The 24,222-nt window shown below is 69.0% G+C and carries 23 protein-coding genes; 17 read left to right on the top strand and 6 right to left on the bottom strand.

The genetic code is table 11. The features are described from left to right. Positions 1-10: 10 nt before the first annotated feature. The 3 genes from ACAG25_RS17675 to ACAG25_RS17665 are packed head-to-tail and all read right to left on the bottom strand — an operon-like array spanning position 11 to position 3,722. The gene (locus ACAG25_RS17675; RefSeq protein WP_370489843.1) at positions 11-1,855 is read right to left on the bottom strand and encodes a dipeptide ABC transporter ATP-binding protein; all 1,845 of its coding nucleotides are present in this window, start codon (positions 1,853-1,855) and stop codon (positions 11-13) included. Next, complete coding sequence (locus ACAG25_RS17670; RefSeq protein WP_370489762.1) at positions 1,852-2,748, bottom strand: ABC transporter permease; 897 nt, start codon at positions 2,746-2,748, stop codon at positions 1,852-1,854. The genes ACAG25_RS17675 and ACAG25_RS17670 overlap by 4 nt, the downstream gene beginning before the upstream one ends. After that, positions 2,745-3,722, bottom strand: coding sequence for an ABC transporter permease (locus ACAG25_RS17665; RefSeq protein ID WP_370489761.1), 978 nt, complete (start codon positions 3,720-3,722; stop codon positions 2,745-2,747). The genes ACAG25_RS17670 and ACAG25_RS17665 overlap by 4 nt, the downstream gene beginning before the upstream one ends. Positions 3,723-3,915: 193 nt before the next feature. Between ACAG25_RS17665 and ACAG25_RS17660 the strand changes: the two genes are divergently transcribed. The 12 genes from ACAG25_RS17660 to ACAG25_RS17605 all read left to right on the top strand — a co-directional run bounded on the left by ACAG25_RS17660 (position 3,916) and on the right by ACAG25_RS17605 (position 16,483). Then, on the top strand, positions 3,916-4,620 hold the full coding sequence (locus ACAG25_RS17660) for a response regulator transcription factor (protein WP_370489842.1): 705 nt from the start codon (positions 3,916-3,918) through the stop codon (positions 4,618-4,620). Continuing rightward, positions 4,598-6,145, top strand: a complete 1,548-nt coding sequence (locus ACAG25_RS17655; RefSeq protein WP_370489760.1) for a sensor histidine kinase — start codon at positions 4,598-4,600, stop codon at positions 6,143-6,145. The genes ACAG25_RS17660 and ACAG25_RS17655 overlap by 23 nt, the downstream gene beginning before the upstream one ends. A 36-nt stretch (positions 6,146-6,181) precedes the next feature. After that, positions 6,182-7,438: a glycosyltransferase gene (locus ACAG25_RS17650; RefSeq protein WP_370489759.1), complete on the top strand. Its 1,257-nt coding sequence runs from the start codon at positions 6,182-6,184 to the stop codon at positions 7,436-7,438. Continuing rightward, positions 7,435-9,321, top strand: a complete 1,887-nt coding sequence (locus tag ACAG25_RS17645; RefSeq protein WP_370489758.1) for a glycosyltransferase family 39 protein — start codon at positions 7,435-7,437, stop codon at positions 9,319-9,321. The genes ACAG25_RS17650 and ACAG25_RS17645 overlap by 4 nt, the downstream gene beginning before the upstream one ends. Positions 9,322-9,374: 53 nt before the next feature. After that, positions 9,375-9,866, top strand: coding sequence for a beta-class carbonic anhydrase (locus ACAG25_RS17640; RefSeq protein ID WP_370489757.1), 492 nt, complete (start codon positions 9,375-9,377; stop codon positions 9,864-9,866). A 154-nt stretch (positions 9,867-10,020) separates the two neighbouring features. Continuing rightward, the gene (gene cysD, locus ACAG25_RS17635; RefSeq protein WP_370489756.1) at positions 10,021-10,950 is read left to right on the top strand and encodes a sulfate adenylyltransferase subunit CysD; all 930 of its coding nucleotides are present in this window, start codon (positions 10,021-10,023) and stop codon (positions 10,948-10,950) included. Between the two features lie 14 nt (positions 10,951-10,964). Further along, a complete protein-coding gene (cysC, locus tag ACAG25_RS17630; RefSeq protein ID WP_370489841.1) occupies positions 10,965-12,833 on the top strand; it encodes an adenylyl-sulfate kinase in 1,869 nt (622 codons plus the stop codon). Next, entirely contained in the window at positions 12,830-13,561 is a 732-nt protein-coding gene (locus tag ACAG25_RS17625; RefSeq protein WP_370489755.1) for a 3'(2'),5'-bisphosphate nucleotidase CysQ, read from the top strand. The genes cysC and ACAG25_RS17625 overlap by 4 nt, the downstream gene beginning before the upstream one ends. Positions 13,562-13,643: 82 nt before the next feature. Further along, a complete protein-coding gene (locus ACAG25_RS17620; RefSeq protein ID WP_370489754.1) occupies positions 13,644-14,240 on the top strand; it encodes a cysteine hydrolase family protein in 597 nt (198 codons plus the stop codon). Positions 14,241-14,305: 65 nt separating this feature from the next. After that, positions 14,306-14,956 carry a hypothetical protein gene (locus ACAG25_RS17615; RefSeq protein ID WP_370489753.1) on the top strand — a complete coding sequence of 217 codons (651 nt, stop codon included), beginning with the start codon at positions 14,306-14,308 and terminating at the stop codon, positions 14,954-14,956. 13 nt (positions 14,957-14,969) lie between these two features. Further along, positions 14,970-15,437, top strand: a complete 468-nt coding sequence (locus ACAG25_RS17610) for an RrF2 family transcriptional regulator (RefSeq protein ID WP_370489752.1) — start codon at positions 14,970-14,972, stop codon at positions 15,435-15,437. Positions 15,438-15,469: 32 nt separating this feature from the next. After that, on the top strand, positions 15,470-16,483 hold the full coding sequence (locus ACAG25_RS17605; protein ID WP_370489751.1) for a nitronate monooxygenase: 1,014 nt from the start codon (positions 15,470-15,472) through the stop codon (positions 16,481-16,483). Here the strand turns inward: ACAG25_RS17605 and ACAG25_RS17600 are convergent. The 3 genes from ACAG25_RS17600 to ACAG25_RS17590 are packed head-to-tail and all read right to left on the bottom strand — an operon-like array spanning position 16,480 to position 19,335. Then, a complete protein-coding gene (locus ACAG25_RS17600) occupies positions 16,480-17,358 on the bottom strand; it encodes a hypothetical protein (protein ID WP_370489750.1) in 879 nt (292 codons plus the stop codon). The two genes, ACAG25_RS17605 and ACAG25_RS17600, sit on opposite strands and share 4 nt — an antisense overlap. 19 nt (positions 17,359-17,377) lie before the next feature. Next, on the bottom strand, positions 17,378-18,022 hold the full coding sequence (locus ACAG25_RS17595; RefSeq protein ID WP_370489749.1) for a response regulator: 645 nt from the start codon (positions 18,020-18,022) through the stop codon (positions 17,378-17,380). Further along, positions 18,010-19,335 (bottom strand): sensor histidine kinase, encoded by a 1,326-nt coding sequence (locus tag ACAG25_RS17590; RefSeq protein ID WP_370489748.1) that lies wholly within the window; start codon positions 19,333-19,335, stop codon positions 18,010-18,012. The genes ACAG25_RS17595 and ACAG25_RS17590 overlap by 13 nt, the downstream gene beginning before the upstream one ends. Positions 19,336-19,452: 117 nt before the next feature. On the opposite strand from ACAG25_RS17590, the gene ACAG25_RS17585 reads away from it, so the two are divergent. From ACAG25_RS17585 to ACAG25_RS17565, 5 genes are read left to right on the top strand one after another with little or no spacing between them, the layout of a single operon-like run. Then, the gene (locus ACAG25_RS17585; RefSeq protein ID WP_370489747.1) at positions 19,453-20,568 is read left to right on the top strand and encodes a TDT family transporter; all 1,116 of its coding nucleotides are present in this window, start codon (positions 19,453-19,455) and stop codon (positions 20,566-20,568) included. A 48-nt stretch (positions 20,569-20,616) separates the two neighbouring features. Further along, positions 20,617-21,498 (top strand): LLM class flavin-dependent oxidoreductase, encoded by an 882-nt coding sequence (locus ACAG25_RS17580; RefSeq protein WP_370489840.1) that lies wholly within the window; start codon positions 20,617-20,619, stop codon positions 21,496-21,498. Positions 21,499-21,524: 26 nt separating this feature from the next. After that, complete coding sequence (locus tag ACAG25_RS17575; protein WP_370489746.1) at positions 21,525-22,193, top strand: DUF899 domain-containing protein; 669 nt, start codon at positions 21,525-21,527, stop codon at positions 22,191-22,193. A gap of 48 nt (positions 22,194-22,241) precedes the next feature. Next, positions 22,242-22,808, top strand: coding sequence for a TetR/AcrR family transcriptional regulator C-terminal ligand-binding domain-containing protein (locus ACAG25_RS17570; protein ID WP_370489745.1), 567 nt, complete (start codon positions 22,242-22,244; stop codon positions 22,806-22,808). A gap of 18 nt (positions 22,809-22,826) precedes the next feature. Further along, entirely contained in the window at positions 22,827-24,218 is a 1,392-nt protein-coding gene (locus ACAG25_RS17565; protein WP_370489744.1) for a hypothetical protein, read from the top strand. Positions 24,219-24,222 lie beyond the last annotated feature (4 nt).

The raw sequence follows: 24,222 nt of genomic DNA, 5'->3' as shown, positions 1-24,222 counted from the left end.
CGGACAGACTCTAACCGCGATCGGGCTCCGGCTGAGGGACCGCCGCCAGCAGTCGGCGCGTGTACTCGTGGGCCGGCGCGGTGAACACCTGCTCGCTGTCGCCCTGCTCGACGATGGTCCCGCGATGCATCACCGCGACCCGGTGGGCGAGGTGCTTGACCACCGAGAGATCGTGCGAGACGAACAGGTACGCCAGACCGAAGCGGTCCTGCAGGTCGAGCAGCAGGTTGATGATGCCCGCCTGGATGGAGACGTCGAGTGCCGAGACCGGCTCGTCGAGCGCCAGAATGCGCGGCTGCAGCGCCAACGCACGAGCGATGCCGATGCGTTGTTTCTGGCCACCGGAGAATTCTGCGGGATACCGCGCCGCGTCCTCGTGTCGCAGCCCCACCAGCGTGAGCAGTTCGGCCACCCGGTTCTGCGCATCCGCGGAGTTGAAACCGTTGGCGCGCAGGGGTTCTGCGAGCACGTCGGACACCGGCAGGCGGGGATCCACCGAGGCGACCGGATCCTGGAACACCACCTGCAGGTCCTTGCGCAGGTCCCGCCGCGTGCGTCGGTCCAGCGTGGCGACGTCGGTGCCGAGCACCTCGATCGAACCCGCTTGCGGCGCCGTGAGCTCGAGGACCTGGTGCAGGGTCGTGGACTTACCGGAACCGGACTCGCCGACGATGGCCAACGTGCGGCCCTGCTGCAGCTCGAAGGAGATGCCGTCGACGGCGCGGACCTCCCCGATCCGCCGGCGCAGCACCGCACCCTTGGTCAGCGGGTAGGTCTTGACGAGGTCGCGGGCGCGCAGCACCACCGACGGTTCGTCGGTGTCGGGCGGCGCCGCCGGTGGGGACGTCGACACGGCGTACAGGTCTGCGGCACTACGGCCGACGACGTGTTCGTGCCGGATGCACGCCACGCGGTGGTCGCCCCGGTCGTCGACGGGCTCCAGCGCGGGTTCCTCGGCGCTGCACGCCTCGATCGCCAGCGGGCACCGCGGGACGAACGGGCAACCCGCCGGCAGGGCGGCCAGCGACGGGGGAGCGCCGGGGATCGGTACCAGACGCGCGCCCTGAGGGGCGTCCAGGCGTGGTACGGAACCGAGAAGTCCTGCGGTGTAGGGCATCCTCCGGTTGCGGTACAGCTCGGAGACCGGTGCCGTCTCCACGGCTCGGCCGGCGTACATCACCAGCGCGCGGTCGGCGAACTCGGCGACCACACCGAGGTCGTGGGTGATGATCAGCACGCCCGCGCCGGTGACGTCGCGGGCGGTGCGCAGCACGTCGAGGATCTGCGCCTGCACCGTGACGTCGAGCGCCGTCGTCGGCTCGTCACAGATCAACAGGTCGGGGTCGTTGGCGATCGCGATCGCGATCACCACCCGCTGCCGCTCGCCCCCGGAGAGTTCGTGCGGGAAGGCGCGGGCGCGCTTCTCCGGCGCGGCGATGCCCACCAACTCCAGCAACTCGACGGCCTGCGTACGCGCTTCACGACGGCCGAGGTCGCGACGGTGCACCCGCAGCGTTTCGGCGATCTGGTCGCCGACGGTGTAGACCGGCGTCAGGGCCGACATCGGATCCTGGAACACCGTGCCGATCCGGGCGCCGCGGATGCGCGACAGCTGACGGTCACCCATCCCGAGGAGTTCCTCGCCGTCCAGCCGCACCGAACCGGACACCTCGGCGTATTCGGGCAGCAACCCGATCACCGCCATGGCGCCCGCGGATTTGCCCGCCCCGGACTCGCCGACCAGGGCCACCACCTCGCCGGCGTCCACGTCGTAATCCAGGCCGCGGACCGCGGCGACGCGCTCGGTGTCGGTCGGGAACGTCAGGGTCAGGCCGCGCACCTCGAGCAGGCTCATCGGCGTCCCCACCGCCATCGCGCCACCCGCGGCCGGGTGGTCGGGTCCAGCGCGTCGCGCAGGCCGTCTCCGATCAGGTTGGCGCACAGCACGATCAGCACCAGCACCCCGGCCGGGAACAGGAACACCCACGGGAACGTCGTGACCGAGCGGGTGCCGTCGGCGATGAGGGTGCCCAGCGACACGTCCGGCGGCTGGACACCGAAGCCGAGGAAGCTGAGCCCGGTCTCGGCCAGCACCGCGACGCCGACGTTGAGCGCGGTGTCGATGATCAGGATCGACGCGACGTTCGGGATGATGTGGCGGGTGATGATGCGCCAGTGGCTGACCCCCATGTAGCGGGCGGCCACCACGAACTCCCGGTCGCGCAGGCTCATGGTCAGCCCGCGCACCATCCGGGAGCTGATCATCCAGCTGAACGCCGCCAACAGCAGGATCAGCCAGAACACGGTGTTCGAGCGCTGGGTCAACGGGGTGACGATCGCGATCAGGATGAACGCGGGCACGACCAGGAGCAGATCGACCACCCACATCAGCGCACGGTCGCGGAACCCGCCGAAGTAGCCGGCGACCGCCCCGACGGTGGCCGCCAGCAGCGTCGACAGCAACGCCACGAAGAACCCGATCAGCAGCGACTTCTGCATGCCCCGCAGGGTCTGCGCCAGCAGGTCCTGTCCCAGCGCGTTGGTACCGAACCAGTGGTCGGTGCTGGGCGGTTGCTGCAGCGCGTAGTAGTCCAATTCGCTGTAGGTGTAGGGCAAGAACGGCGGCAGCGCGTAGCAGCCCACGAACAGCAGGACCAGCACCACCAGCGACACCACCGCCGGTTTGTTGCGCAGGAAACGTCGCCACACCAGCGTGCGACGCGACGCGAACCCGGGCCCGGCGGTCATCGGACACGCACCCGCGGATCGAGCGCGGCGTAGATCAGATCCGAGAGCAGACCGGCCAACAGCACCATGGCTCCGGAGAACACGGTGATCGCGGCGATGATGTTGGTGTCCTGGCTGGCGATGCCTTCGACCACCCACTCACCCATGCCGTGCCAGCCGAAGATCTTCTCGACGAACACCGCGCCGGTGACCAATGCGCTGACCCCGTAGGCGAACAGGGTCGCCATCGGGATTAGCGCGGTGCGCAGCCCGTGCTTGAACAGCGCCTGGCGGCGGGTCAGGCCCTTGGCGCGCGCCGTGCGGATGAAGTCCTGCCCGAGTACGTCGAGCATCGCGTTGCGCTGGTACCGGCTGAACGCCGCGATGGAGGACAGTGCCAGGGTCAGCGTCGGCAGCACCAGATGCTGCAGTCGGTCGACGAAGTGTTGCCAGGCCCCGCCGGTGGCGTCGGTGGAGCTCTCCCCGGTGTACTCGAAGATCTGCAGTCCCACCGCGGTGTTGACCTGCAGCGCCGCGAGAATCAGGAGGTTGGCGATGACGAAGGTCGGCGCGCTGATGATCAGGAACGACAGCAGCGTGATGACGCGGTCCGACAGCCGGTACTGCCGGATGGCGCTCCAGGCTCCGATCACCACGCCGATGACCGTGCCCACCACCGAGCCGATGGCCACGAGGCGCAGGCTGACCCCGACCCGGCGCCACAGCTCCTCCGCCACCGGCTGACCCGCCACCGTCGTGCCGAAGTCGCCGCGGATCGCGCCCGACACCCAGTGCAGGTACCGCAGTGGGATCGGCTTGTCGAGGTCGAGTTCGGCGGCTTTGGCGGCAATGATCGCGTCCGGTGGGCGCGGGTTGCGTTCCAGCAGGCTCTCCAGCGGGTTGAACGCCAGCGAGGTCAGGGTGAACGTCAGGAACGACGCGAGCACCAGCAGCAGGACGTAGTTCAGCATCCGGCGCGTCAGGAAGCGGGTCATCGGGTCGTGACTCCGCGGCGCATGGGCTCCAAGGTTAGGAGACGACGCCGCGGGCCCGCGCGGCGTGGGGCCGTGTGTTCACAGCTCGCGCACAGAAACCACACAGGGACTGCCCACTGTGCAGGCACATAATGGGCCGGTGACCACGCCCTCGACCGCCGCCGGCAGCGACGTCGAAGCCGCCCGGGTGGTGATGCGGCGCGCGGACGGCAAGCCGATCCAGGTGCTCGTCGTCGACGACGAGCCGGTACTGGCCGAGCTGGTGTCGATGGCGCTGCGTTACGAAGGTTGGGAGGTCACCACCGCCGGCGACGGCGCCACCGCCATCACGCGGGCCCGGCAGACGCCGCCGGACGTGGTGGTGCTCGACGTGATGCTGCCTGACATGAGCGGCCTGGACGTGCTGCGCAAGCTGCGCGAGCACAACCCGTCGCTCCCGTTGCTGCTCCTCACCGCCAAGGACTCGGTCGAAGACCGCATCGCGGGGCTCACCGCGGGCGGTGACGACTACGTGACCAAGCCGTTCAGCATCGAAGAGGTGGTGCTGCGCTTGCGCGCATTGCTGCGACGCACCGGAGTGACCACCGAGACCGGCGGCAGCACGCTCGTCGTCGGCGACCTGGTGCTCGACGAGGACAGCCACGAAGTCACCCGCGCCGGTGAGGTCATCGCGCTGACCGCCAGGGAGTTCGAGCTGCTGCGCTTCATGATGCGCAACGCCAAGCGGGTACTGAGCAAAGCCCAGATCCTGGATCGGGTGTGGGACTACGACTTCGGGGGTCGGTCGAACATCGTCGAGCTGTACGTGTCGTACCTGCGTAAGAAAATCGACAGTGGACGCACCCCGATGATCCACACGTTGCGCGGTGCGGGGTATGTCCTCAAGCCCGCGCCGTGACAGTGTCGGCGCCCGGCTACGGGTGCCGCGGTCGTGGTCGCTGCGCCGACGACTGGTGCTCACCCAGGTGCTCCTGCTGGCCGCGGTGTGCGCGGGGATCGGCATCGGCACCGAATTCGCGCTGCAACGATTCCTGACCGGTCAACTCGACGCGCAGGTCGTCGAGGCCGGGCGGCGCTCGACGGTCATCTTCGACTACGGCCCACCGCCGCCGCCGGGGCAGCAGCCGACGATGCGACCGCCGGAGGTGCGCGACGGGCCCGGACCCGAGTTCCTCAACGCCCCTGGACAGGCGATCCGCACTGTCGGCGCAGTCGTGTCCGACGGCCGTCCGGTCGACGCGGGAGTCATCACCAGCGACGGCGCGCGTGCGGAGTTACCGGCCTCCGCCGCCCAGCAGCTGGCCGACGCCCGGCCCGGTCGGGCCCCCGAGACGGTCGAGCTGGACGAGCTGGGGCGCTACCGCGTGGTCGGGTTGCCGAGCCTGCGTACCGGCGACACCGTCATCACCGGTCTGCCCACCACGGTTGTCGACGACACGCTGCTGCGCACCCTGGTCATCTTCTGCGTGGTGGCCGCGGTCGCCGTGATGGTGGCCGCAGCCGCCGGCATCTACATCATCGGTCGTCAATTACAGCCGCTGTCAAGGGTTTCCGACACCGCCGAACAGGTCGCCGCGCTGGACCTCGACCGCGGCGATGTGAACCTTCCCACACCGATCATCGACGTTGATCCGGCTGCCACGCGCACCGAGGTCGGCAAGCTCGGCGCGGCGTTGAACCGCATGCTCGACCGCATCGCCACGGCACTGCAGGCCCGCCATCTCAGCGAGACCCGGGTGCGCCAGTTCGTCGCCGACGCCAGCCACGAACTGCGCACACCGCTGGCCGCGATCCGCGGGTATACCGAGTTGGCGCAACGCCGCCGAGCCGACATGCCCGACGAAGTGGTGCACGCGATGAACCGCGTCGAGTCCGAGGCCGCGAGAATGACCCAGTTGGTCGAGGACATGCTGCTGTTGGCCCGGCTCGACACCGGCCGGCCGCTGCAGCGCGATCCGGTCGATCTCAGCCACCTGGTTCTCGACGCCGTCAGCGACGCCCATGTCGCCGGCACAGACCACATCTGGCAGCTCGACCTCCCTGAGGAACCCGTCACGGTTGCCGGGGACGAGGCCCGACTGCACCAGGTGTTGGCCAACCTGCTGGCCAACGCGCGGATCCACACCCCACCCGGCACGACCGTCACGGTCTCGCTGTCGGTGGCTCCCGACGCGACGGCGGTGCTCAGCGTGGCTGACGACGGGCCCGGCATCCCCGAGCAACTGCAGCCCGAGGTGTTCGAACGGTTCGCGCGCGGCGACTCGTCACGAGCCCGCCGCGACGGCAGCAGCACCGGTCTGGGCTTGGCCATCGTCGCCGCGGTGGTGCGGGCCCACGGCGGCACGATCGCGCTGCACAGTGGCCCCGGCAGCACCGCGTTCGTCGTCACACTGCCCGGCGCGGTTCTCACAGCCGGCACATAGCTGCGGCCAACGGCCCGCACACGCGGCGGGCCGACGATGAACTCCATGACAGACATCGCCGAGCGGACCTTCCGGCGCCGATCCGACGCCGCATCCGCGGCACGGGGTGCGGGCGCGCCGGTGCTCGATGTGGTGGTCCCGGTGTTCAACGAGCAGGCGGTGCTCGCCGAATCGGTGCATCGCCTGCATCGCTACCTGCGCGACGCCGTGCCGTTCCCGTCGCGGATCACCATCGCCGACAACGCCAGCATCGACGACACCCCGCGCATCGCCGCCGAACTCGCCGACGAACTGACCGATGTACGCGTGGTGCGTCTGGAGGAGAAGGGCCGCGGCCGCGCGCTGCACCATGTCTGGTCCCGCTCCGACGCCGCGGTGCTGGTGTACATGGATGTCGACCTGTCGACCGATCTCGCCGCACTGGCCCCCCTGGTGGCGCCGCTGATCTCCGGGCACTCCGATCTCGCGATCGGCACCCGGCTCGGCCGCGGCGCCCGTGTACACCGAGGCGCCAAACGCGAGATCATCTCCCGCTGCTACAACGGGCTCCTGAAATCGACTCTGGCCGCCCGCTTTTCCGATGCGCAGTGCGGCTTCAAGGCAATTCGCACAGACGTCGCAGCCGAGTTGCTGCCCTACGTCGAGGACACCGGATGGTTCTTCGACACCGAACTCCTGGTGCTCGCCGAACGCAGCGGTCTGCGCATCCACGAGGTCCCCGTCGACTGGGTCGACGACCCGGACAGCCGCGTCGACATCGTGGCCACAGCGGCTGCCGACCTGCGCGGAATCGCGCGGCTGGTCAGGGGATTCGCCTCCGGTGCCATTCCGGTCCACACCATCGCCGCTCAACTCGGGTCGGCGGGCCCGCCCGCTTCGCTACTGCGGCAGGCTGCGCGGTTCGGCGCCGTCGGGGTCGCCTCGACCGCAGCCTATGTCGCGCTGTTCATGCTGCTGCAAGGCTGGGCCGGCGCCCAGTGGGCCAATCTGGTGGCCCTGCTGCTCACCGCGATCGCCAACACCGCGGTCAACCGACGCTTCACGTTCGGGGTCGCGGGTCGGAGCGGTCTGGGCCGACACCACGCCGAAGGGCTCATCGTGTTCGGCATCGCGTTGACGATCACCAGCGGCGCCCTGGCGCTGCTGCACGCCGCCGCCGACTCCCCGCACCACCTCGTAGAGCTCACCGTGCTGGTCGCCGCCAACCTGATTGCCACCGTCGTTCGCTTTGTCTTATTGCGTGGCTGGGTGTTTCACCCGCTGCGGAACCGATCCGAAGGAGTTCGGCGATGACGCTGACCATGGACACCGCGTTGGTCGACCCGACGATTCCGGGCGGCCGGCCCCGTTGGGCGCGGCCCGCGCTCGCCGCGCTGCTCGGCGCCACGGCACTGCTGTACCTGTGGGGTCTGGGTTCGGTCGGGTGGGCCAACGAGTACTACGCGGCTGCTGCGCAGGCCGGCACGCAGAGCTGGAAGGCGTGGCTGTTCGGCTCGCTCGACGCGGGCAACGCGATCACCGTCGACAAGCCGCCCGCCGCACTGTGGGTGATGGCGTTGTCGGGCAGACTGTTCGGGTTCAGCCCGTTCACGATGCTGCTTCCGCAGGCGCTGATGGGGGTGGCGGCCGTCGGCGTGCTGTACGCGGCGGTGCGCCGGGTCGGCGGACCGGGTGCGGGCCTGATCGCCGGTGCGGCACTGGCGGCGACGCCGGTGGCGGCGTCGATGTTCCGGTACAACAACCCCGACGCGCTGCTGGTGCTGCTGCTCGTGATCTCCGCGTACCTGATGGTGCGTGCGATCGACAGCGGCCGGACCCGGTGGGTGGTGCTGGTCGGGGTGGTCCTCGGGTTCGCGTTCCTGACCAAGATGCTGCAGGCGTTCCTGGTGATCCCGGGTCTGGCGCTCGCGTTCCTGGTTGCGGCGCCGATCGGCGTGCGGCCGCGGCTGCGCGCGCTGCTGGCGGGCGGCGCGGCGATGATCGCGACCGCGGGGTCGTTCCTCGCGCTGGTCAGCATCTGGCCGGCGGATTCCCGTCCGTACATCGGCGGGTCAACCGACAACAGCCTGCTGCAGCTGGCGTTGGGTTACAACGGTATTCAGCGCGTGCTGGGCATGGACGGGATGCCCGGTGACGGTCCCGGCGGCCCGGAAGGACCGGATGGTCCCGATCGCGGCGCGAACCTCTTCTTCGGTGGCGAGCCCGGGATCACCCGGATGTTCGGCGCGTCGATGGGCGCCGAGGTGTCCTGGTTGTTGCCCGCCGCGCTGATCGGCCTGGCCGCCGGTCTCTGGTTCACGCGCCGCACGCCGCGCACCGCGCCCCTGCGGGCGAGCCTGCTGCTCTGGGGTGGCTGGCTGCTGATCACCGCCGCCGTCTTCAGCTTCATGGACGGCATCATCCACCCCTATTACACGGTCGCTCTCGCGCCGGCGGTCGCCGCGTCGGTCGGGCTGACGGCCGCGCACCTGTGGCGGGTGCGCGATCAGTGGGGTCCGCGACTGGTGCTGGCCGCGATGAGTGCCGCCACCGGTGCGTGGGCGTTCGTCCTGCTCGACCGCACCCCGGACTGGCACCCGTGGCTGCGCTGGGTGGTGGTGGTCGGGTCCGTCGGCGGCGCGGTGGCCGTCGCGCTGGGCGGACACCGCGGGGGACGGGTCGCCGCGGTCGTCGCCGGGGCGGCGCTGGTGTTCGGCGCGGCGGGGTCGGCGGCCTACGCGGTGGAGACGGCGACCCATGTGGGCACGGGTCCGGGCATGATGTCGGGCCCGGTCGGGGAGCCGGGTATGTCGGGACCGGGCGGCCCGCCGATGGGGCCCCCGCCCGGGATGGACATCGCCGACAACACGCTGCTCACTCATCTGATCGAGACGGCCGACAACCGATGGGCCGCAGCCACGGTGGGATCGATGCTCGCCGGCAGGCTCGAGTTGCAGACCGGCGCGCCGGTGATGGCCATCGGCGGATTCACCGGCAGCGACGACGCACCGACCCTTGCGCAGTTCCAGGAGTACGTCGAAGACGACGAGGTGCGTTACTTCATCGCCGGGCCGAACCCCGGCCCCCGCCGCGACACCGGGGCGGCGGCCGAGATCGAAGCCTGGGTCCGGCAGCACTTCACCGCAGCCGACGTCGGCGGTGTGACTGTATTCGACCTGCAGCACGGAGCGACCTGATCCCGGTGATTCTGACTCGTGACTTCCGGTGCCGACGCTGTTAGCTTCGCGCCATGTCGGTCACTGATGAGTACCTGAAGAACAACGAGGAGTACGCCAAGACGTTCTCGGGCCCGCTGCCGCTGCGGCCCAGCAAGCACGTCGCCGTCGTCGCCTGCATGGATGCGCGTCTCGACGTGTATCGGATCCTCGGGCTCAAAGACGGGGAGGCCCACGTCATCCGCAACGCCGGTGGTGTCGTCACCGACGACGAGATCCGGTCGCTGACCATCAGCCAACGTCTGCTGGGCACCAAGGAGATCATCCTGATCCACCACACCGACTGCGGGATGCTGACCTTCACCGACGACGGCTTGAAGCAGCAGATCCAGGACGAGTTGGGCATCAAGCCGGAGTGGGCTGCCGAGTCGTTCATCGACGTGGAGGAGGACGTGCGACAGTCGCTGCGCCGGATCGAGGCCAACCCGTTCGTCACCCGGCACGAGTCGCTGCGCGGCTTCGTCTTCGATGTCGCCACCGGCCGCCTGAAAGAGGTCACCTTGTAACGACGAGCAGACGCGTAGGCCCCCGAAAACGCTGCGAATCGGGGGCCTACGCGTCTGCTCGCGGGGAGAACTTTGACACCCGCAGGCCGGGGCGGCTACATTCGCGGATTATGGCCGTAAATATGGTCAGTTCTACCAACTTTACGAGGATGCGATGACCGCGACCGAGGAACTCGCCCCGATTGCCGGGACCTATGAACTCAGCCACCTCCGTGCGCTGGAGGCCGAGGCGATCCACATCATCCGCGAGGTTGCGGCCGAGTTCGAGCGGCCGGTGCTGCTGTTCTCCGGCGGCAAGGACTCGATCGTGATGCTGCACCTGGCCGTCAAGGCGTTCCGGCCCGGGCGTCCGCCGTTCCCGGTGATGCACGTCGACACCGGGCACAACTTCGAGGAGGTGCTGTCCGCCCGCGACAACCTCGTCGAGAGCACCGGGGTTCGGCTGGTGGTCGCCAAGGTGCAGGACGACATCGACGCCGGCCGCGTCGTCGACAACGGCCCGTCGCGCAACCCGCTGCAGACGGTGACGCTGTTGCGCGCGATCCGGGAGAACAAGTTCGACGCCGCGTTCGGCGGGGCCCGCCGCGACGAGGAGAAGGCGCGCGCCAAGGAGCGGGTGTTCAGCTTCCGCGACGAGTTCGGGCAGTGGGACCCCAAGGCGCAGCGTCCGGAGCTGTGGAACCTGTACAACGGGCGCCATCGCAAGGGCGAGCACATCCGTGCGTTCCCGTTGTCGAACTGGACCGAGTTCGACATCTGGTCCTACATCGGTGAAGAGAACATCACGCTGCCGTCGATCTACTACGCGCACCAGCGCAAGGTGTTCCGCCGGGACGGGATGTTGCTGGCCGTGCATCCGTTTCTGCAGCCGCGCGACGACGAAGAGGTCTTCGAGACCAGCGTGCGCTTCCGAACCGTCGGTGACGTCACGTGCACCGGCTGCGTCGAATCGACCGCGGCCACGGTCGAGCAGGTGATCGCCGAGACCGCGATCTCGCGGCTGACCGAGCGCGGCGCGACGCGCGCAGACGACCGGATCTCCGAGGCCGGGATGGAAGACCGCAAACGCGAAGGCTACTTCTGACCATGACGACGACGATGACCGAGGTTCCGAGCCTCGACGCGACGCTGCTGCGCCTGGCCACGGCCGGGTCGGTCGACGACGGCAAGTCCACCCTGATCGGGCGGTTGCTGTTCGACTCGAAGGCCGTGATGGAGGACCAGCTCGCGGCCGTGGAGCGCACCTCCAAGGAGCGCGGCCACGACTACACCGACCTCGCGTTGGTGACCGACGGCCTGCGCGCCGAGCGGGAGCAGGGCATCACCATCGATGTCGCCTACCGCTACTTCGCCACGGCCAAGCGGAAATTCATCATCGCCGACACCCCGGGCCACATCCAGTACACCCGCAACATGGTGACCGGCGCCTCGACCGCACATCTGGTGATCGTGCTCGTCGACGCCCGCAACGGCCTGCTCGAGCAGTCGCGTCGGCATGCGTTCCTGGCCTCCCTGCTCGGTGTCCAGCACGTGGTGCTGGCGGTCAACAAGATGGACCTGATCGATTGGGGCCGTGAGCGTTTCGAAGCCATCCGCGACGAGTTCCACGCTTTTGCGACACGTCTGGACATCCACGACGTCACCACCATCCCCTTGTCGGCGTTGCACGGCGACAACGTCGTCACCAAGTCCGACCGCGCCCCGTGGTACGAGGGACCGTCGCTGCTCAGCCACCTCGAGGACGTCTACGTCGCCGGCGACCGCAACCTGATCGACGTGCGCTTCCCGGTGCAGTACGTGATCCGGCCGCACACCCGCGAGCACCAGGACCACCGCAGCTACGCCGGAACCGTGGCCAGCGGTGTGATGCGTCCCGGTGACGAAATCGTCGTACTGCCCAGCGGGAAGACGTCGCGTATCACCGCAATCGAAGACCCGAGTGGTCCGGTCGCCGCGGCGTTCCCGCCGATGGCGGTGTCGGTGAGCCTCGCCGACGACATCGACATCAGCCGCGGTGACATGATCGCCCGTCCGAACAACCGGCCGCGCGTGGCGCAGGACTTCGACGCCACCGTGTGCTGGATGGCCGACGAGAGCGCGCTCGAGCCGGGCCGTGACTACCTGATCAAGCACACCTCGCGCACCACCCGCGTACGGGTGACGGGGCTGGATTACCGCCTGGACGTCAACACCCTGCACCGCGACAAGACCGCCACCGCATTGAAACTCAATGAACTGGGCCGGGTTTCGTTGCGGTCTCAGGCGCCGCTGCTGCTCGACGAGTACAGCCGCAATCCGGCGACCGGCTCGTTCATCCTGATCGATCCGAACACCAACGGCACCGTCGCCGCCGGCATGGTGTTGCGCGAGAGTTCGACGGGCACGGCGAGCCCGAACACCGTGCGCCACCAGTCGTTGTGCTCGGCCGACGACCGGCTGACCAAGGGGCGCACCGTGTGGTTCACCGGGTTGTCCGGTTCCGGCAAGTCTTCGGTGGCCATGCTGGTGGAGCAGAAGTTGCTCGAGAAGGGCGTTCCCGCATACGTTCTCGACGGCGACAACCTTCGCCACGGACTCAACTCCGACCTGGGGTTCTCGATGGCCGACCGTTCCGAGAACCTGCGGCGACTGGCCCACGTCGCCTCGATCCTGGCCGACGCGGGCCAGGTGGTGCTGGTCCCGGCGATCAGCCCGCTGGCCGAACACCGGGAACTGGCCCGCAAGGTGACCACCGAAGCCGGCCTGGAGTTCTACGAGGTGTTCTGCGACACGCCGCTGGAGGACTGCGAACGACGCGACCCCAAGGGGTTGTACGCCAAGGCGCGCGCCGGTGAGATCACCCATTTCACGGGGATCGACAGCCCGTATCAGCGTCCCAAGAACCCTGATCTGCGCCTGACGCCCGATCAGAGTCCCGACGCGCACGCCGAGGCGGTCATCGAATTGCTCGAGCGCGACCGCGGGTGAACGACCACGAATTGGCCGGGCGGCTGGCCACCGAGGCCGGCCAGCTCCTGCTCACCGTGCGCGGCGAGCTGGCCCAGGCCGATGCGCAGGAACGGAAAGCCGAGGGGGACAGGCGCTCTCACGAGTTCCTGATGTCGGCCCTGGCGACCGAGCGGCCCAGCGACGCGGTGCTCTCCGAAGAGGGTGTCGACGATCCGGTGCGGCTGCGCGCCGAGCGGGTGTGGATCGTCGACCCGTTGGACGGGACCCGCGAGTTCTCCGAGTTGGGCCGCACCGACTGGGCCGTGCACGTGGCGCTGTGGCAGGCCGGGGACCTGGTCGCCGGTGCGGTTGCCCTGCCGGCGCAGGGCGTCACCCTGGCGACGCCGACGGTGCCGACGCCTCCGGCGGCGCCGGAGTCGCCGCGGGTGGTGGTGTCCCGCACCCGGCCGCCCGCGATCGCGCTGCAGGTCCGCGACGCGCTCGGTGGGACGCTCGTGGAGATGGGGTCGGCCGGCGCCAAGGTCGCGTCGGTCGTGCAGGGGCTCTCGGATGTCTACGTCCACGCCGGCGGCCAGTACGAGTGGGACTCCGCCGCGCCGGTCGCGGTGGCCCGCGCCGCGGGTTTGCACACCTCTCGCATCGACGGCTCGGAACTGGTGTACAACCAGCGTGACTCCAAGTTGCCGGACCTGATCGTCTGCCGGCCGGAGTTCGCCGACGCCGTGCTGGCAGTCACCGCCCCCTGAGCCGCAGCTGCCTTCCGTACGACGTCTCCTCGGACTTCCGGAGAAGCAATCTGGACGAGCGCGCTGACGGTAGTCTCCGGGCATGTCCGATCTCCCCACCCTGCGCTCACTGACAGGTCTGCCGCTCGAACCGGTCCGGCTCGCCGACTCAGCGCTGGTGCTCATCGACTGCCAGAACACCTACACCTACGGGACGTTGGAGCTCGACGGCGTGCAATCTGCTCTCGAGGAGGCGGCCGCGCTGCTGGACCGGGCCCGCAGCGCCGGTATCCCGGTCATCCACATCCAGCACGACGCCGGACCGGGTTCGCCGTATGACATCACCGCCGAGATCGGCGCCATCCACTCCTCGGTCGCACCGCGCGACGACGAGGCAGTGGTGGTGAAGAACTTCCCGAATTCCTTCGTGCAGACCGATCTGGACGAGCGACTCAAGGCGGTCGGCGCGTCGAATCTGGTGCTGGCCGGGTTCATGACGCACATGTGTGTGAATTCCACCGCGCGCGGCGCGTTCAATCTCGGCTACGCGCCGACCGTGGTCGCCGCCGCGACGGCGACCCGATCGCTGCCCGGCGTCGACGGCGACGTTCCCGCCGAGGCGGTGCACGCGGCCGGTCTGGCTGCGGTAGCCGATCTGTTCGCCGTGGTGGTCCGTGACGGCGCGGCGATCCCGGATTGAACGGGTTCGGCTCCCGCGGTCGGGGTAATCGGGCGGGACGAGACATGGAGATGAAGGGGGCATGCGTGCTTCGCGTGATGATCGCCGTGACAGCGACCGCCGGGATCCTTGCGGGGTGCAGTGGTCAGGAAACCTCGCCGGAGACTTCGCCTGCGCAGGGGTCGGCCTCCGCGGCCCCGGAGGAGCGCAGTGACGAAGACCAGATCCGCGACGTCGTCTACCAGCAGGCGCGCATCTTCGAGGAGGGCGCCTGGGCGGAGCTGCCGGGACTGACCTGCGCCGCCCAGCAGGAAGCGGTCAGCAACCCGGCCGAATACCTCGCGCCCCCCATGTCGGCTTTCGGTTCGCAGCAGGAACTCAGTTCGCTGACGGTTCCGCAGGTCTCGGAGGGCTTGACCCAACAGTTCGGCAGGGACGCGCCCAAGGAACTCCTGGACCGGGTCGCGCAAGCGCTCGTGGCCTACGACGAGGCCGCCTACGAGGCCGGCATCCTGGACCTGATCCGGGAGTCCTCGACGCTGACCATCGACAAGGTGGACAACATCCAGGTCACCGGGGACAGCGCGACCGCGGAGGTGACCAGCAGCCGCTCCATGGGCGATGCGCCGCCCGAGACCCGCACCGACGTCATGCCCTTCGCGCGGGAGGACGGCCGTTGGCTGGATTGCACCGGCGCCACGGACGAACCGGAGGGTGAGGCCCCGCCGCCGCGTTGACTAGCCTGAGGCCATGCGGATGTCGGCCAAGGCGGAGTACGCCGTGCGGGCGATGGTCCAACTGGCGACCGTGCAGGACGGCATCCTGGTCAAGACGGACGATCTGGCCAAGGCGCAAGGCATTCCGCCGCAGTTTCTCGTCGACATCCTCTCGGACCTGCGCACCGACCGGCTCGTGCGCAGTCACCGCGGTCGCGACGGCGGCTACGAACTGGCGCGCCCTGCCCACGACATCAGCCTCGCCGACGTGTTGCGGTGTATCGACGGCCCGCTGGCCAGCGTGCGCGACATCGGCCTCGGCGATCTGCCCTATTCCGGGCCCACCGCTGCCCTGACCGATGTCTGGCGGGCGCTGCGGGCCAGCATGCGCTCGGTGCTCGAGCAGACCAGCCTCGCTGACGTCGCGTCCGGAACGCTGCCTGATCACGTGGGCGCCCTCGCCGACGACTACCGCCGACAACAACAGGCCCGCGGACACTAGGCGCGACACGCCCGTCGTGGTAGCAAGAGCAGGTGGCGTTCGACTTCCGGGATCTGACCGTTCCCATCGCCGTCGCGCCGATGGCCGGTGGGCCGTCGACGCCCGAACTCGCCGCGGCCGGCACCGAGGCCGGCGGTCTCGGGTTCGTCCCCGCCGGCTATCTGACCGCACCTGCGTTCGCCCAGCGGCTGGAGGCCACACTGCGACTCACCTCCGGTGCGATCGGGGCGAACCTCTTCGTGCCCCGGCCCGGGTCCGCGCCGCCCGCCGAGGTCGAGGCCTACGCGGCCCGGCTGGCCGGTGAGGCGCAGCGTTACGGTGTCGAACTCGGCACGCCCCACTACTTCGACGAGGACTGGGACGCCAAGATCGAGGTGCTGCTCGACGCCAAACCCGCCGTGGTGTCCTTCACGTTCGGCCTGCCCACCGTGGACGAGCGGCGCCGGCTGTCTACTGCCGGCATCACCACCGTGGCGACGGTGACCACCATCGACGAGGCGCGGCAGGCCGTCGACTGTGGCGTCGATGTACTTGCGGCACAAGGGCCCTCAGCAGGCGGTCACCGCGGGACCTTCGATCCCACGGCGTCACCCTCGGAGCAGTCGCTCCACGAGCTGGTGGCTGCATTGACCGCGCAGTTCGATCTGCCCGTCGTGGCCGCGGGGGGTCTGATGACCGCCGCCGACATCGACGGTGTGCGGCAGGCGGGGGCGATCGCCGCGCAGCTCGGCACGGCGTTTCTGTGCAGCGACGAGGCCGGTAGCACCCCGGTGCACCGGGCGGCGCTGCGAGACGGTGCCTTCACCGAAACAGCTGTCACGAAAGCATTCTCGGGCCGCTACGCTCGTGGCCTGCGCAACCGCTTCATCGACGAACACGACGTGCACGCGCCGCTGGCCTATCCCGAGGTGCACTATCTGACCAGTCCGCTGCGGGCGGCCGCGGCCCGGGCGAACGACGCGCAGGCGCTCAACATCTGGGCGGGCACCGGATTTACGCAGATCCAGTCCGGCCCGGTGCGCGCGATCATGGCGGTCCTGCACTAGTCGACTTCGTCGACGACGACGTTGCCGGTGTCCGACCGCGCCGTCACCACTGCCACTGCTTCGTCGACGTTTCGGGTCTGCGGGACCTTCACCACGGTGTCCCCGCGGTCGCGACCGGTGCTGACGTTGACCAGGTACGGGCCGGGTGCGGGTAACGACAGCACCACATCGCCGCGCCCGGCTTCGGCGTCGACGGTTTCGGGCACCTCACCGAACTTGACGCTCACCTCGCCGGTGGCGGTGGACGCCCGGAACGATTCGGACACCGCGATCGGGCGGCGGCTGACGATCTCGCCGTGTTCGTTGTCGATGTCGACCTGGCGGGCGGATCCGTTGAGCACCACGGCACCTTCGCGGGTCTGCGCGGTGAACCGGTCGAGGTCGGCCTCGGCGAACACCACCCCGACGTCTTGGCGGACGGTGACGGCCAACCGGCGAGCGAGTTCGTCGGGCAGCACGACGGTGATCTCGCCGGCACGGGCCTGGCGCAACCATTCTGAGGACGCGGGAGTGATGCTGACTCGGGCGGCGGTCCCGTCGGCGCTGACGCTGAGCGGCTCGGCATCCGAGCGCGACGAGTTGACCATCCGCATGTCGACCCGCGGTTCGCGAGCCGACCGGTCCGAGGTGATGCGGACGGCCGCCGGTGCGGTGTCGATGTCGATCTCCAGCGTGCGCAACGACGCCGGCAGCGTCGAGGACTGCGCGACGACGCGGAATCTGGTGAGTCCGAAGGCCACACCGGCGAGCGCGACGAGGACACCGACGAGCAGGATGGCGGCGAGCACGACGAGGCCGGCGCGCACGGTGGTGCGCGTACCCGGGGACAGTTGTGGCGGGGGAGCGGCGTCAGCCGGTGTGATGGTGTTCGTCACGGGAAATCCTTTCAACACATCACGATTCGAGGTAGCGCAGAACCGCCAGAACGCGGCGGTTCTCGCTGTCGTCGGGTGCGAGGTCGAACTTGGCGAAGATGGAGGCGATGTGCTTCTCCGCCGAGCCCACCGACATGTGCAGTTCTGCGGCGATGGCGGAGTTGGTCCTGCCCTCGGCCATCAACTGCAGGACTTCGCGCTCGCGCGGTGTCAGTACGTCCAGTGCCGCGCGGCTGCGCGAGCGCACCAGGATCTGCGACACCACCTCGGGGTCGAGCACGGTGCCTCCCGACCCGACCGTCTGCACCGCGTCGAGGAACGCGGGCACATCGGCGACCCGGTCCTTCAGCAGGTAACCGAATCCCCGTGTGTCCGAGGCGATCAGATCGGCGGCGTAGCGCTCTTCGACGTAGTGGGAGAGCACCAGCACGGGCGATTCGGGGTTCTGGGTGCGTAACAGCGCCGCGGCGCGGATGCCTTCGTCGGTGAAGGTCGGCGGCATCCGGACGTCGACGATGACCAGATCGGGCCGGTGTTCGTTGACCAGGCGCAGCAGGTCGGTGGCGTCGGAGACCTCCGCGACGACGTCGTGACCGGCGTCGGCCAGGATGCGCACGATCCCGCCCCGCAAGAGCGCCGAATCCTCGGCGATCACGATGCGCATGGCAGCACCGCGGTGACGATCGTGGGTCCGGTGACGGGACTGGACACCGAGAACGTGCCGCGGGCGGCCCGCACGCGTTCGTCGAGCCCGCGCAGACCGGTGGCCTCGGAGCCGTCGTCACTGATCTGCGCGCCGCCGCGGCCGTCGTCGAACACCGTGACATGCAGTTCGTCGGCCGCTTCGTCCAGGCGCACCGTGACCGTCGCGTGTGTCGCTCCCGAGTGTCGGGTGACGTTCGTCAGTGCCTCGGCGACAACGAAATACGCGCACGCCTCCACCTCCTCGGGCAGGCGATGCGGCAGATGCACGCTCAACGTGGTCGGGACACCGGCGTTGGTGGCGCGCTGGACGACAGCCGACAGCGCCGCGTCCAGGCCCCGGTCGGCCAGGATGGTGGGAGCGATGCCACGCACGACGTTACGGAGTTCCACCAGGGCGCTCTTGGCGTCCTCGTGGGCCTCGGCGATCAGCTCCCTGGCTTTCGGTAGATCGGTGTCGAGTTTGGTGCGGGCCAGGCCGATGGTCATCGCCAGCGAGACCAGGCGCGGTTGGACCTCGTCGTGCAGGTCGCGTTCGATGCGGTGCCGTTCGGTCTGCGCCGAAGTGACCGCACCCGCGCGCGCGTCGGCCAGCGCAGTGACCTGGTGGCGCAGCGCCGCTGTCGGCGAGGGCGTCAGCAGCCAGCGGTCGATGCGCGCGTCGAGTTCGGGGCCGAACACCAGCAGGGCCGCCGCAGCCGCGAACGCCACCACGGCGAGCAGGACCGCCACCGGTGTCGGGATGAAGGACAACCCGGCATCGGCGTCGCTGTTGCCGATCACGACGGCCGCCGCCGGCGCGACGAACGCGAACACCAGCAGCCCGGCGATCAGCGCCGTGACCGCGATGTCGTAGAGCATCCGTAGGTAGTGGTGCGCGGCGGCTTTCCAGAACCACGCACTGCTGACGTCGATCCACAGCTGGTGGGCCCAACCCTGAAACCCGGTATGCGTCGACGGACGATGCACCGGAGCCCCCAGCCCCATGCCGAACACCGCCTCGCTGCGCACCCGCTCGGCACGATCGATTCCGCGGATCAGATACACGAAGATGACTGCGGCCAAAGCGAATCCGACGACGCTGGGTATCGAGGAGATCCCGAGGACGAAGATCCCCAGCGGAATCCAAAACCAGACGGTGCCCAGCGCGCCTCCCACGAGCAGCGACGCGCTCGGCACCACCCCGATGCGGCGGACGCGCGGTGGCGCCTCGGGCACGGGCGAGGGTGGAGCGAACTCGACGGTGTCGGCGTGCATGTCGGAAACTGCGGCCATGTCCCCAACCTAGGGATGCCGCGACATCACGGAAACAACGTTTTCCGGACATCTGCCCGGGGGATAACCCCCGGTGGGTCTGCGGGGTTCGCCGCCGGCGGTGGCCATACTGTCCCGATGACCAGCGATCGGCCCTCATTCCTCGGCTACCTCGGGCCCAACTGGTTCGCCTCGGTGATGGGCACCGGGATCGTGGCCACGGCGGGAGCGACGTTACCGGTGCAGGTGCCGGGACTCCGCGGGTTCGCGTCGGTGGTGTGGGCCATCTCCGCGCTGTGGCTGGTGGTCCTCGTCGTCGCGATGATCGCGCACTGGGTCCGCAATCCGACGGTGGCGCGTAGCCATGTCCGCAATCCCCAGATGGCGCATTTCTACGGCGCCGCCCCGATGGCGCTGCTGACCGTGGCCGCGGGGTCGCTGCTGGTCGGACCTGATCTGATCGGTGCCGAGGTCGCAGTGGAGCTGGCGTGGTGGTTGTGGGGCGCCGGCACCGCGGGCGGCCTGTTCACCGCGATGAGCATCCCGCATCTGATGTTCACCCAATACCGGGTCGAACCGGATTCGGCGTTCGGCGGCTGGCTGATGCCGGTCGTCCCGCCCATGGTGTCGGCCGCCACCGGCGCCATGCTCATCCCGCACATGGCTGAGGGCCCGGGCCGGGCGACGATGCTCTACGGGTGTCTGGCGATGTTCGGGTTGTCGTTGATCGCGTCGCTGATCATCATCACGATGGTGTGGAGCCGGCTGGCGCACTACGGTACGTCCGGCACCGCGCGGGTGCCGACGTTGTGGATCGTGCTGGGGCCGCTCGGCCAATCCATCACCGTGGCAGGACTTCTCGCCGCCGACGCGCCGTCTGCGGTCGACCCGCAGATCGCCGACGGGTTGCAGGTCTTCGCCGTGCTCTACGGCGTTCCGGTGTGGGGTTTCGCGGTGTTGTGGATCAGCCTGGCGACGTCGCTGACGGTGCGGACCCTGCGCCGGGGCATGCCGTTCGCGCTGACGTGGTGGAGTCTGACGTTCCCGGTCGGCACCTTCGTCACCGGGACGACGCAGTTGGCGTTGCACACCGGGCTGCCCGCGTTCCGGGTGGCGGCAGCGGTCGCCTACGTCGGGTTGCTGGCCACCTGGCTGCTGGTGGCGGTGCGCACGTTCGGCGGCGGAATGCGCGGGGCGTTGTTCACGCCGCCGGCCACCGAACCGATCCGGGCCCGCAAGGATCCGCCGCGCTGAGCCTGACTCCCCGGTGCCCGTGTCAGAATCGCCGACGTGCGTATCGGGATGACGATGCCGGTGATGGAGCCCGACCTGGACCGCGCGACGCTGCGGCAGTGGGCCCGTGTCGTCGACGACGGTCCGTTCTCGTCGCTGTGCTGGGGCGAGCGCATGGCGTTCGACAACCCGGAGAGCCTGACCCTGCTGGGCGCGCTGGCGGCGTGGACCGACCGGGTCCGCCTGGTCACCACCGTCGTGATCCCGCAGTTGCACGATCCGGTGATGCTGGCGAAAGCGCTGGCGACCGGCGACGTGCTCAGCGACGGCCGGCTGACGGTCGGCCTGGGCGTCGGCGGGCGCCACGAGGACTACCGGGCCGCCGGCGCCGATCCGGCCACCCAGACCATGCGCCAGATGGCCGACCGCGTCGCGGTCATGAAACGTGTGTGGGCGGGGGAGAAGGTCACCGATTCCACGCTGCCGGTCGGGCCGCCTCCCGTGCAGCCGGGCGGTCCGTCCCTGGTGGTGGGCACGATGGGACCCAAGACTCTGCGCAGCGCGGCCACGTGGGCCGACGGGCTGGCCGGCACCACCCTCGACCTCGACGTCGTGAAGCAGAACGAACTGTTCGACGTCGCGCGCGAGGCCTGGCGCGCCGAGCGGCGCGGACGACCGCATCTGGCGACATCGTTCTGGTTCGCCGTCGGTGATGGCGACGCCCCACGCGAGCAGGTGCGCCGGCACCTGCTGCGCTACATGAACTGGATCCCCGCCGAGATCGTCGAGGCGATGGCCCCGACCACCGGCTGGGCCGGAACCGCCGACGAGTTGCGGGCGGTGCTGGACAAGTTCGCCGCCGTCGGCACCGACGAGATCCACCTGATCCCGACCAGCACCGACCTCGACCAGGTGCGGCAGGTCGCGGAAGTCGTTTCCGACCTCAATTGACGACGGACGGTGGCAAGCTCGCAGACATGGGAACCGCGTTGCCGCCGATCGTGTCTCGTGACGAGTGGGAAAACGCCCGCGCCGAACTGCTGGTCCGGGAAAAGGAACTCACGCGGCTGAAAGACGCCGTCAGCGCGGCACGGCGACGTCTGCCGATGGTGGCGATCGATACCCCGTACGCGCTCGACACCGAGTCCGGGCCGCTGTCACTGCTCGACCTGTTCGACGGCCGGCGCCAGCTGATCGTGCAGCACTTCATGTTCGCGCCCGACTGGGATGAGGGCTGCTCGGGCTGCTCGATGATGGCCGACCACGTCGGACCGCTGTCCCACCTGCACGCCAAGGACACCTCGTTCGCCCTGGTCTCCCGCGCGCCCGTCGGGAAGCTCGTCGCGTTCAAGGACCGCATGGGCTGGGACCTGCCCTGGGTGTCGTCGGGGCGCAGCACCTTCAACGAGGACTTCCACGCGACGGTCGACGGCGAGGAACACCATTCGATCAGCGTGTTCCTGCGCGACGGTGACCGCGTGTTCCACACCTGGCAGACGTTCGGTCGCGGCGAAGAGCCGTTCATGGTGGTGTTCGACCTGCTCGACCTGACACCGTACGGGCGCCAGGAGACCTGGGAGGACTCACCAGACGGGTGGCCCCAAGAGCCGCCGTATCAGTGGATGCGGCTGCACGACCAGTATTAACATAGCTACGCTTGCGTAGCTATGGTCGCGTAGCTAACGTGTCACGCTATGCGCCGGACCACATCCGACCTCAGGGCCGTGTGCCGCGCGGCGATTCTGGACGAGGTGCTTCGGGTCGGGGTCGCGGCGATCACCGTCGAGGGGGTGGCGCGCCGGGCCGACGTCGCGAAGACGTCGATCTACCGGCACTGGCCGACGCTGGACGATCTGCTGCTGGAGGCCCTGGCCGAGAGCCATCCGGTCGAGACGCCCTCACCGGCCGGCGGTGACCTGCGCGCCGACCTCCTGCGCTCGCTGGACCTGCTGGCCGACTGGCTGGCCGGGCCGACCGCCGTCGTCGTCGCGTCGATCCTCGCCGAACGGGACCGCCGCCCAGACCTGGTCGACGCGCTCTATCGGCAGGTCTTCGCGCCGCGCGGCGGACGGTTCACCCGCACGGTGATGGAGCACTACGCGGCCATCGGCCAGATCGACTACGAGCGTGTCACCGACGTCGTCGCAGACATCGGAGAGGCATTGATGATCAAACACCAGATCGACACCGGTGAAGTGCCTGATGCCGAGCGTCGTGCCGCCATCGTCGACCAGGCAATTCTGCCGGCACTCGGCCGGTGACTTCAGGAGGAAAAGACGGTGACGATTCCGCTGCGCGTTGACTGGGCCGCCGCCACCGGGATCTCGCGGACCACGCTGACCACCCATGTGTGGACCGCGCCGACACTGCGTCGCGGCTCGCCGGTGCACGATCGGGTGTTCGCGGCGCTGAAGGAACTGCGTGCCGACCTGATTCGCTTCCTGCCGTGGTTCTCCCACCCGCACGTGTCTGTGCCCGCGCTCACCCCACCAACCGATGGGCAGACGTCGTGGAATTTCGACCGACTCGACCCGTTCGTGGCCGACGTCATGGCCGCTGCAGAGGGGCGGCCCGTGGTGGCCAACTTCGCAACCATCCCGGCGTGGATGTTCACCACGACCGTCGACGTACCCGATGACCCGGACCAAGCCGTCTGGGACTACGAGCATGGTGTGGAGTTGCGCGACCCCACCTGTGCGGAAGTCGCCGACTACTTCTATCGACTGGCCAGCTGGTACATCGCAGGAGGCTTCACCGACGAGGCCGGCCGTCGGCGCGAGTCCGGCCATCGGTACCGGTTCGCGTACTGGGAGGTGTTGTGCGAGCCCGACATGCGGGGACTGTCACCCCAGGCATACACACGCCTGTTCGACGCTGTGGTGCAGCGTCTCGCGCCCCTGGACCCGCAGATGAAATTTGTGGGACTCTCTTTGACCCACCAGCACCACAATCCGGAGTACTTCTGGCATTTCCTCGGTTCAGGACCGCACCGCGACGCGATCTCCTACCACTTCTACGCCCATCCCGACATCGTGAATCCTATTGCACCGGAAGGAAACATCCCCTTCGACCAGTGGCCCGCGGTCTTCTTCGCCCAGGCCGACGGTTTCCTCGACCAGGTGCGATGGATCGAGTCGGTCCGACGTCGCCTGTCACCCGACACCAAGACTTTTGTCAACGAGGTCGGCACGTTCACCCCGGATCTGATGAACCCGGAGCCCGAGATTCCGGCCGACTACTGGCTGCTCAGCGCCGCGCTGCAGTCCTACGTGTGGGCGCACCTGGTGACGCTCGGGATCGATCTGGTGGGGATCGCCGAATTCATGGGCTATCCCGGCATGATCCCGGGTGTCACTCTGGTCGACTGGGACACCGGCGAGCCCAACGCCCGCTATCAGGCGTTACGGAAGCTCCTGGAGCACTTCGGCCCAGGCGACACCCTGGTGAGCACGGAAGTGGGTGACCCGAAGTTCCCGGACGCAAGGGTCTATGCCCAAGCGTTCGTCACCGCGGAGGGCACGCGAAAGGCCTTGTTGATAAACAAGTCCGGCAATCCTGTGGGTGTCGAGCTGCCGGACTCCGGTGCCGTGGTCGCGCTGGACCGGTTCGCGGTGGCCGTCTACCAGTCCGGCATCGATGGCGGTGGTGCGCAGTGCTGGACGGCGGTGTGAACCG

Origin of the sequence: Mycobacterium sp. pV006 (genome assembly GCF_041287115.1) — a bacterium.
Taxonomy (GTDB): Bacteria; Actinomycetota; Actinomycetes; order Mycobacteriales; family Mycobacteriaceae; genus Mycobacterium.
This window is presented reverse-complemented; position numbering and strand designations above follow the sequence as displayed.

Coding starts and splice junctions, on each gene's coding strand:
- ACAG25_RS17675 (WP_370489843.1), bottom strand. CDS start 1,855: ATGAGCCTGCTCGAGGTGCGCGGCCTGACCCTGACGTTCCCGACCGAC.
- ACAG25_RS17670 (WP_370489762.1), bottom strand. CDS start 2,748: ATGACCGCCGGGCCCGGGTTCGCGTCGCGTCGCACGCTGGTGTGGCGA.
- ACAG25_RS17665 (WP_370489761.1), bottom strand. CDS start 3,722: ATGACCCGCTTCCTGACGCGCCGGATGCTGAACTACGTCCTGCTGCTG.
- ACAG25_RS17660 (WP_370489842.1), top strand. CDS start 3,916: ATGCGGCGCGCGGACGGCAAGCCGATCCAGGTGCTCGTCGTCGACGAC.
- ACAG25_RS17655 (WP_370489760.1), top strand. CDS start 4,598: ATGTCCTCAAGCCCGCGCCGTGACAGTGTCGGCGCCCGGCTACGGGTG.
- ACAG25_RS17650 (WP_370489759.1), top strand. CDS start 6,182: ATGAACTCCATGACAGACATCGCCGAGCGGACCTTCCGGCGCCGATCC.
- ACAG25_RS17645 (WP_370489758.1), top strand. CDS start 7,435: ATGACGCTGACCATGGACACCGCGTTGGTCGACCCGACGATTCCGGGC.
- ACAG25_RS17640 (WP_370489757.1), top strand. CDS start 9,375: ATGTCGGTCACTGATGAGTACCTGAAGAACAACGAGGAGTACGCCAAG.
- cysD (WP_370489756.1), top strand. CDS start 10,021: ATGACCGCGACCGAGGAACTCGCCCCGATTGCCGGGACCTATGAACTC.
- cysC (WP_370489841.1), top strand. CDS start 10,965: ATGACCGAGGTTCCGAGCCTCGACGCGACGCTGCTGCGCCTGGCCACG.
- ACAG25_RS17620 (WP_370489754.1), top strand. CDS start 13,644: ATGTCCGATCTCCCCACCCTGCGCTCACTGACAGGTCTGCCGCTCGAA.
- ACAG25_RS17610 (WP_370489752.1), top strand. CDS start 14,970: ATGCGGATGTCGGCCAAGGCGGAGTACGCCGTGCGGGCGATGGTCCAA.
- ACAG25_RS17595 (WP_370489749.1), bottom strand. CDS start 18,022: ATGCGCATCGTGATCGCCGAGGATTCGGCGCTCTTGCGGGGCGGGATC.
- ACAG25_RS17590 (WP_370489748.1), bottom strand. CDS start 19,335: ATGGCCGCAGTTTCCGACATGCACGCCGACACCGTCGAGTTCGCTCCA.
- ACAG25_RS17585 (WP_370489747.1), top strand. CDS start 19,453: ATGACCAGCGATCGGCCCTCATTCCTCGGCTACCTCGGGCCCAACTGG.
- ACAG25_RS17580 (WP_370489840.1), top strand. CDS start 20,617: ATGACGATGCCGGTGATGGAGCCCGACCTGGACCGCGCGACGCTGCGG.
- ACAG25_RS17575 (WP_370489746.1), top strand. CDS start 21,525: ATGGGAACCGCGTTGCCGCCGATCGTGTCTCGTGACGAGTGGGAAAAC.
- ACAG25_RS17570 (WP_370489745.1), top strand. CDS start 22,242: ATGCGCCGGACCACATCCGACCTCAGGGCCGTGTGCCGCGCGGCGATT.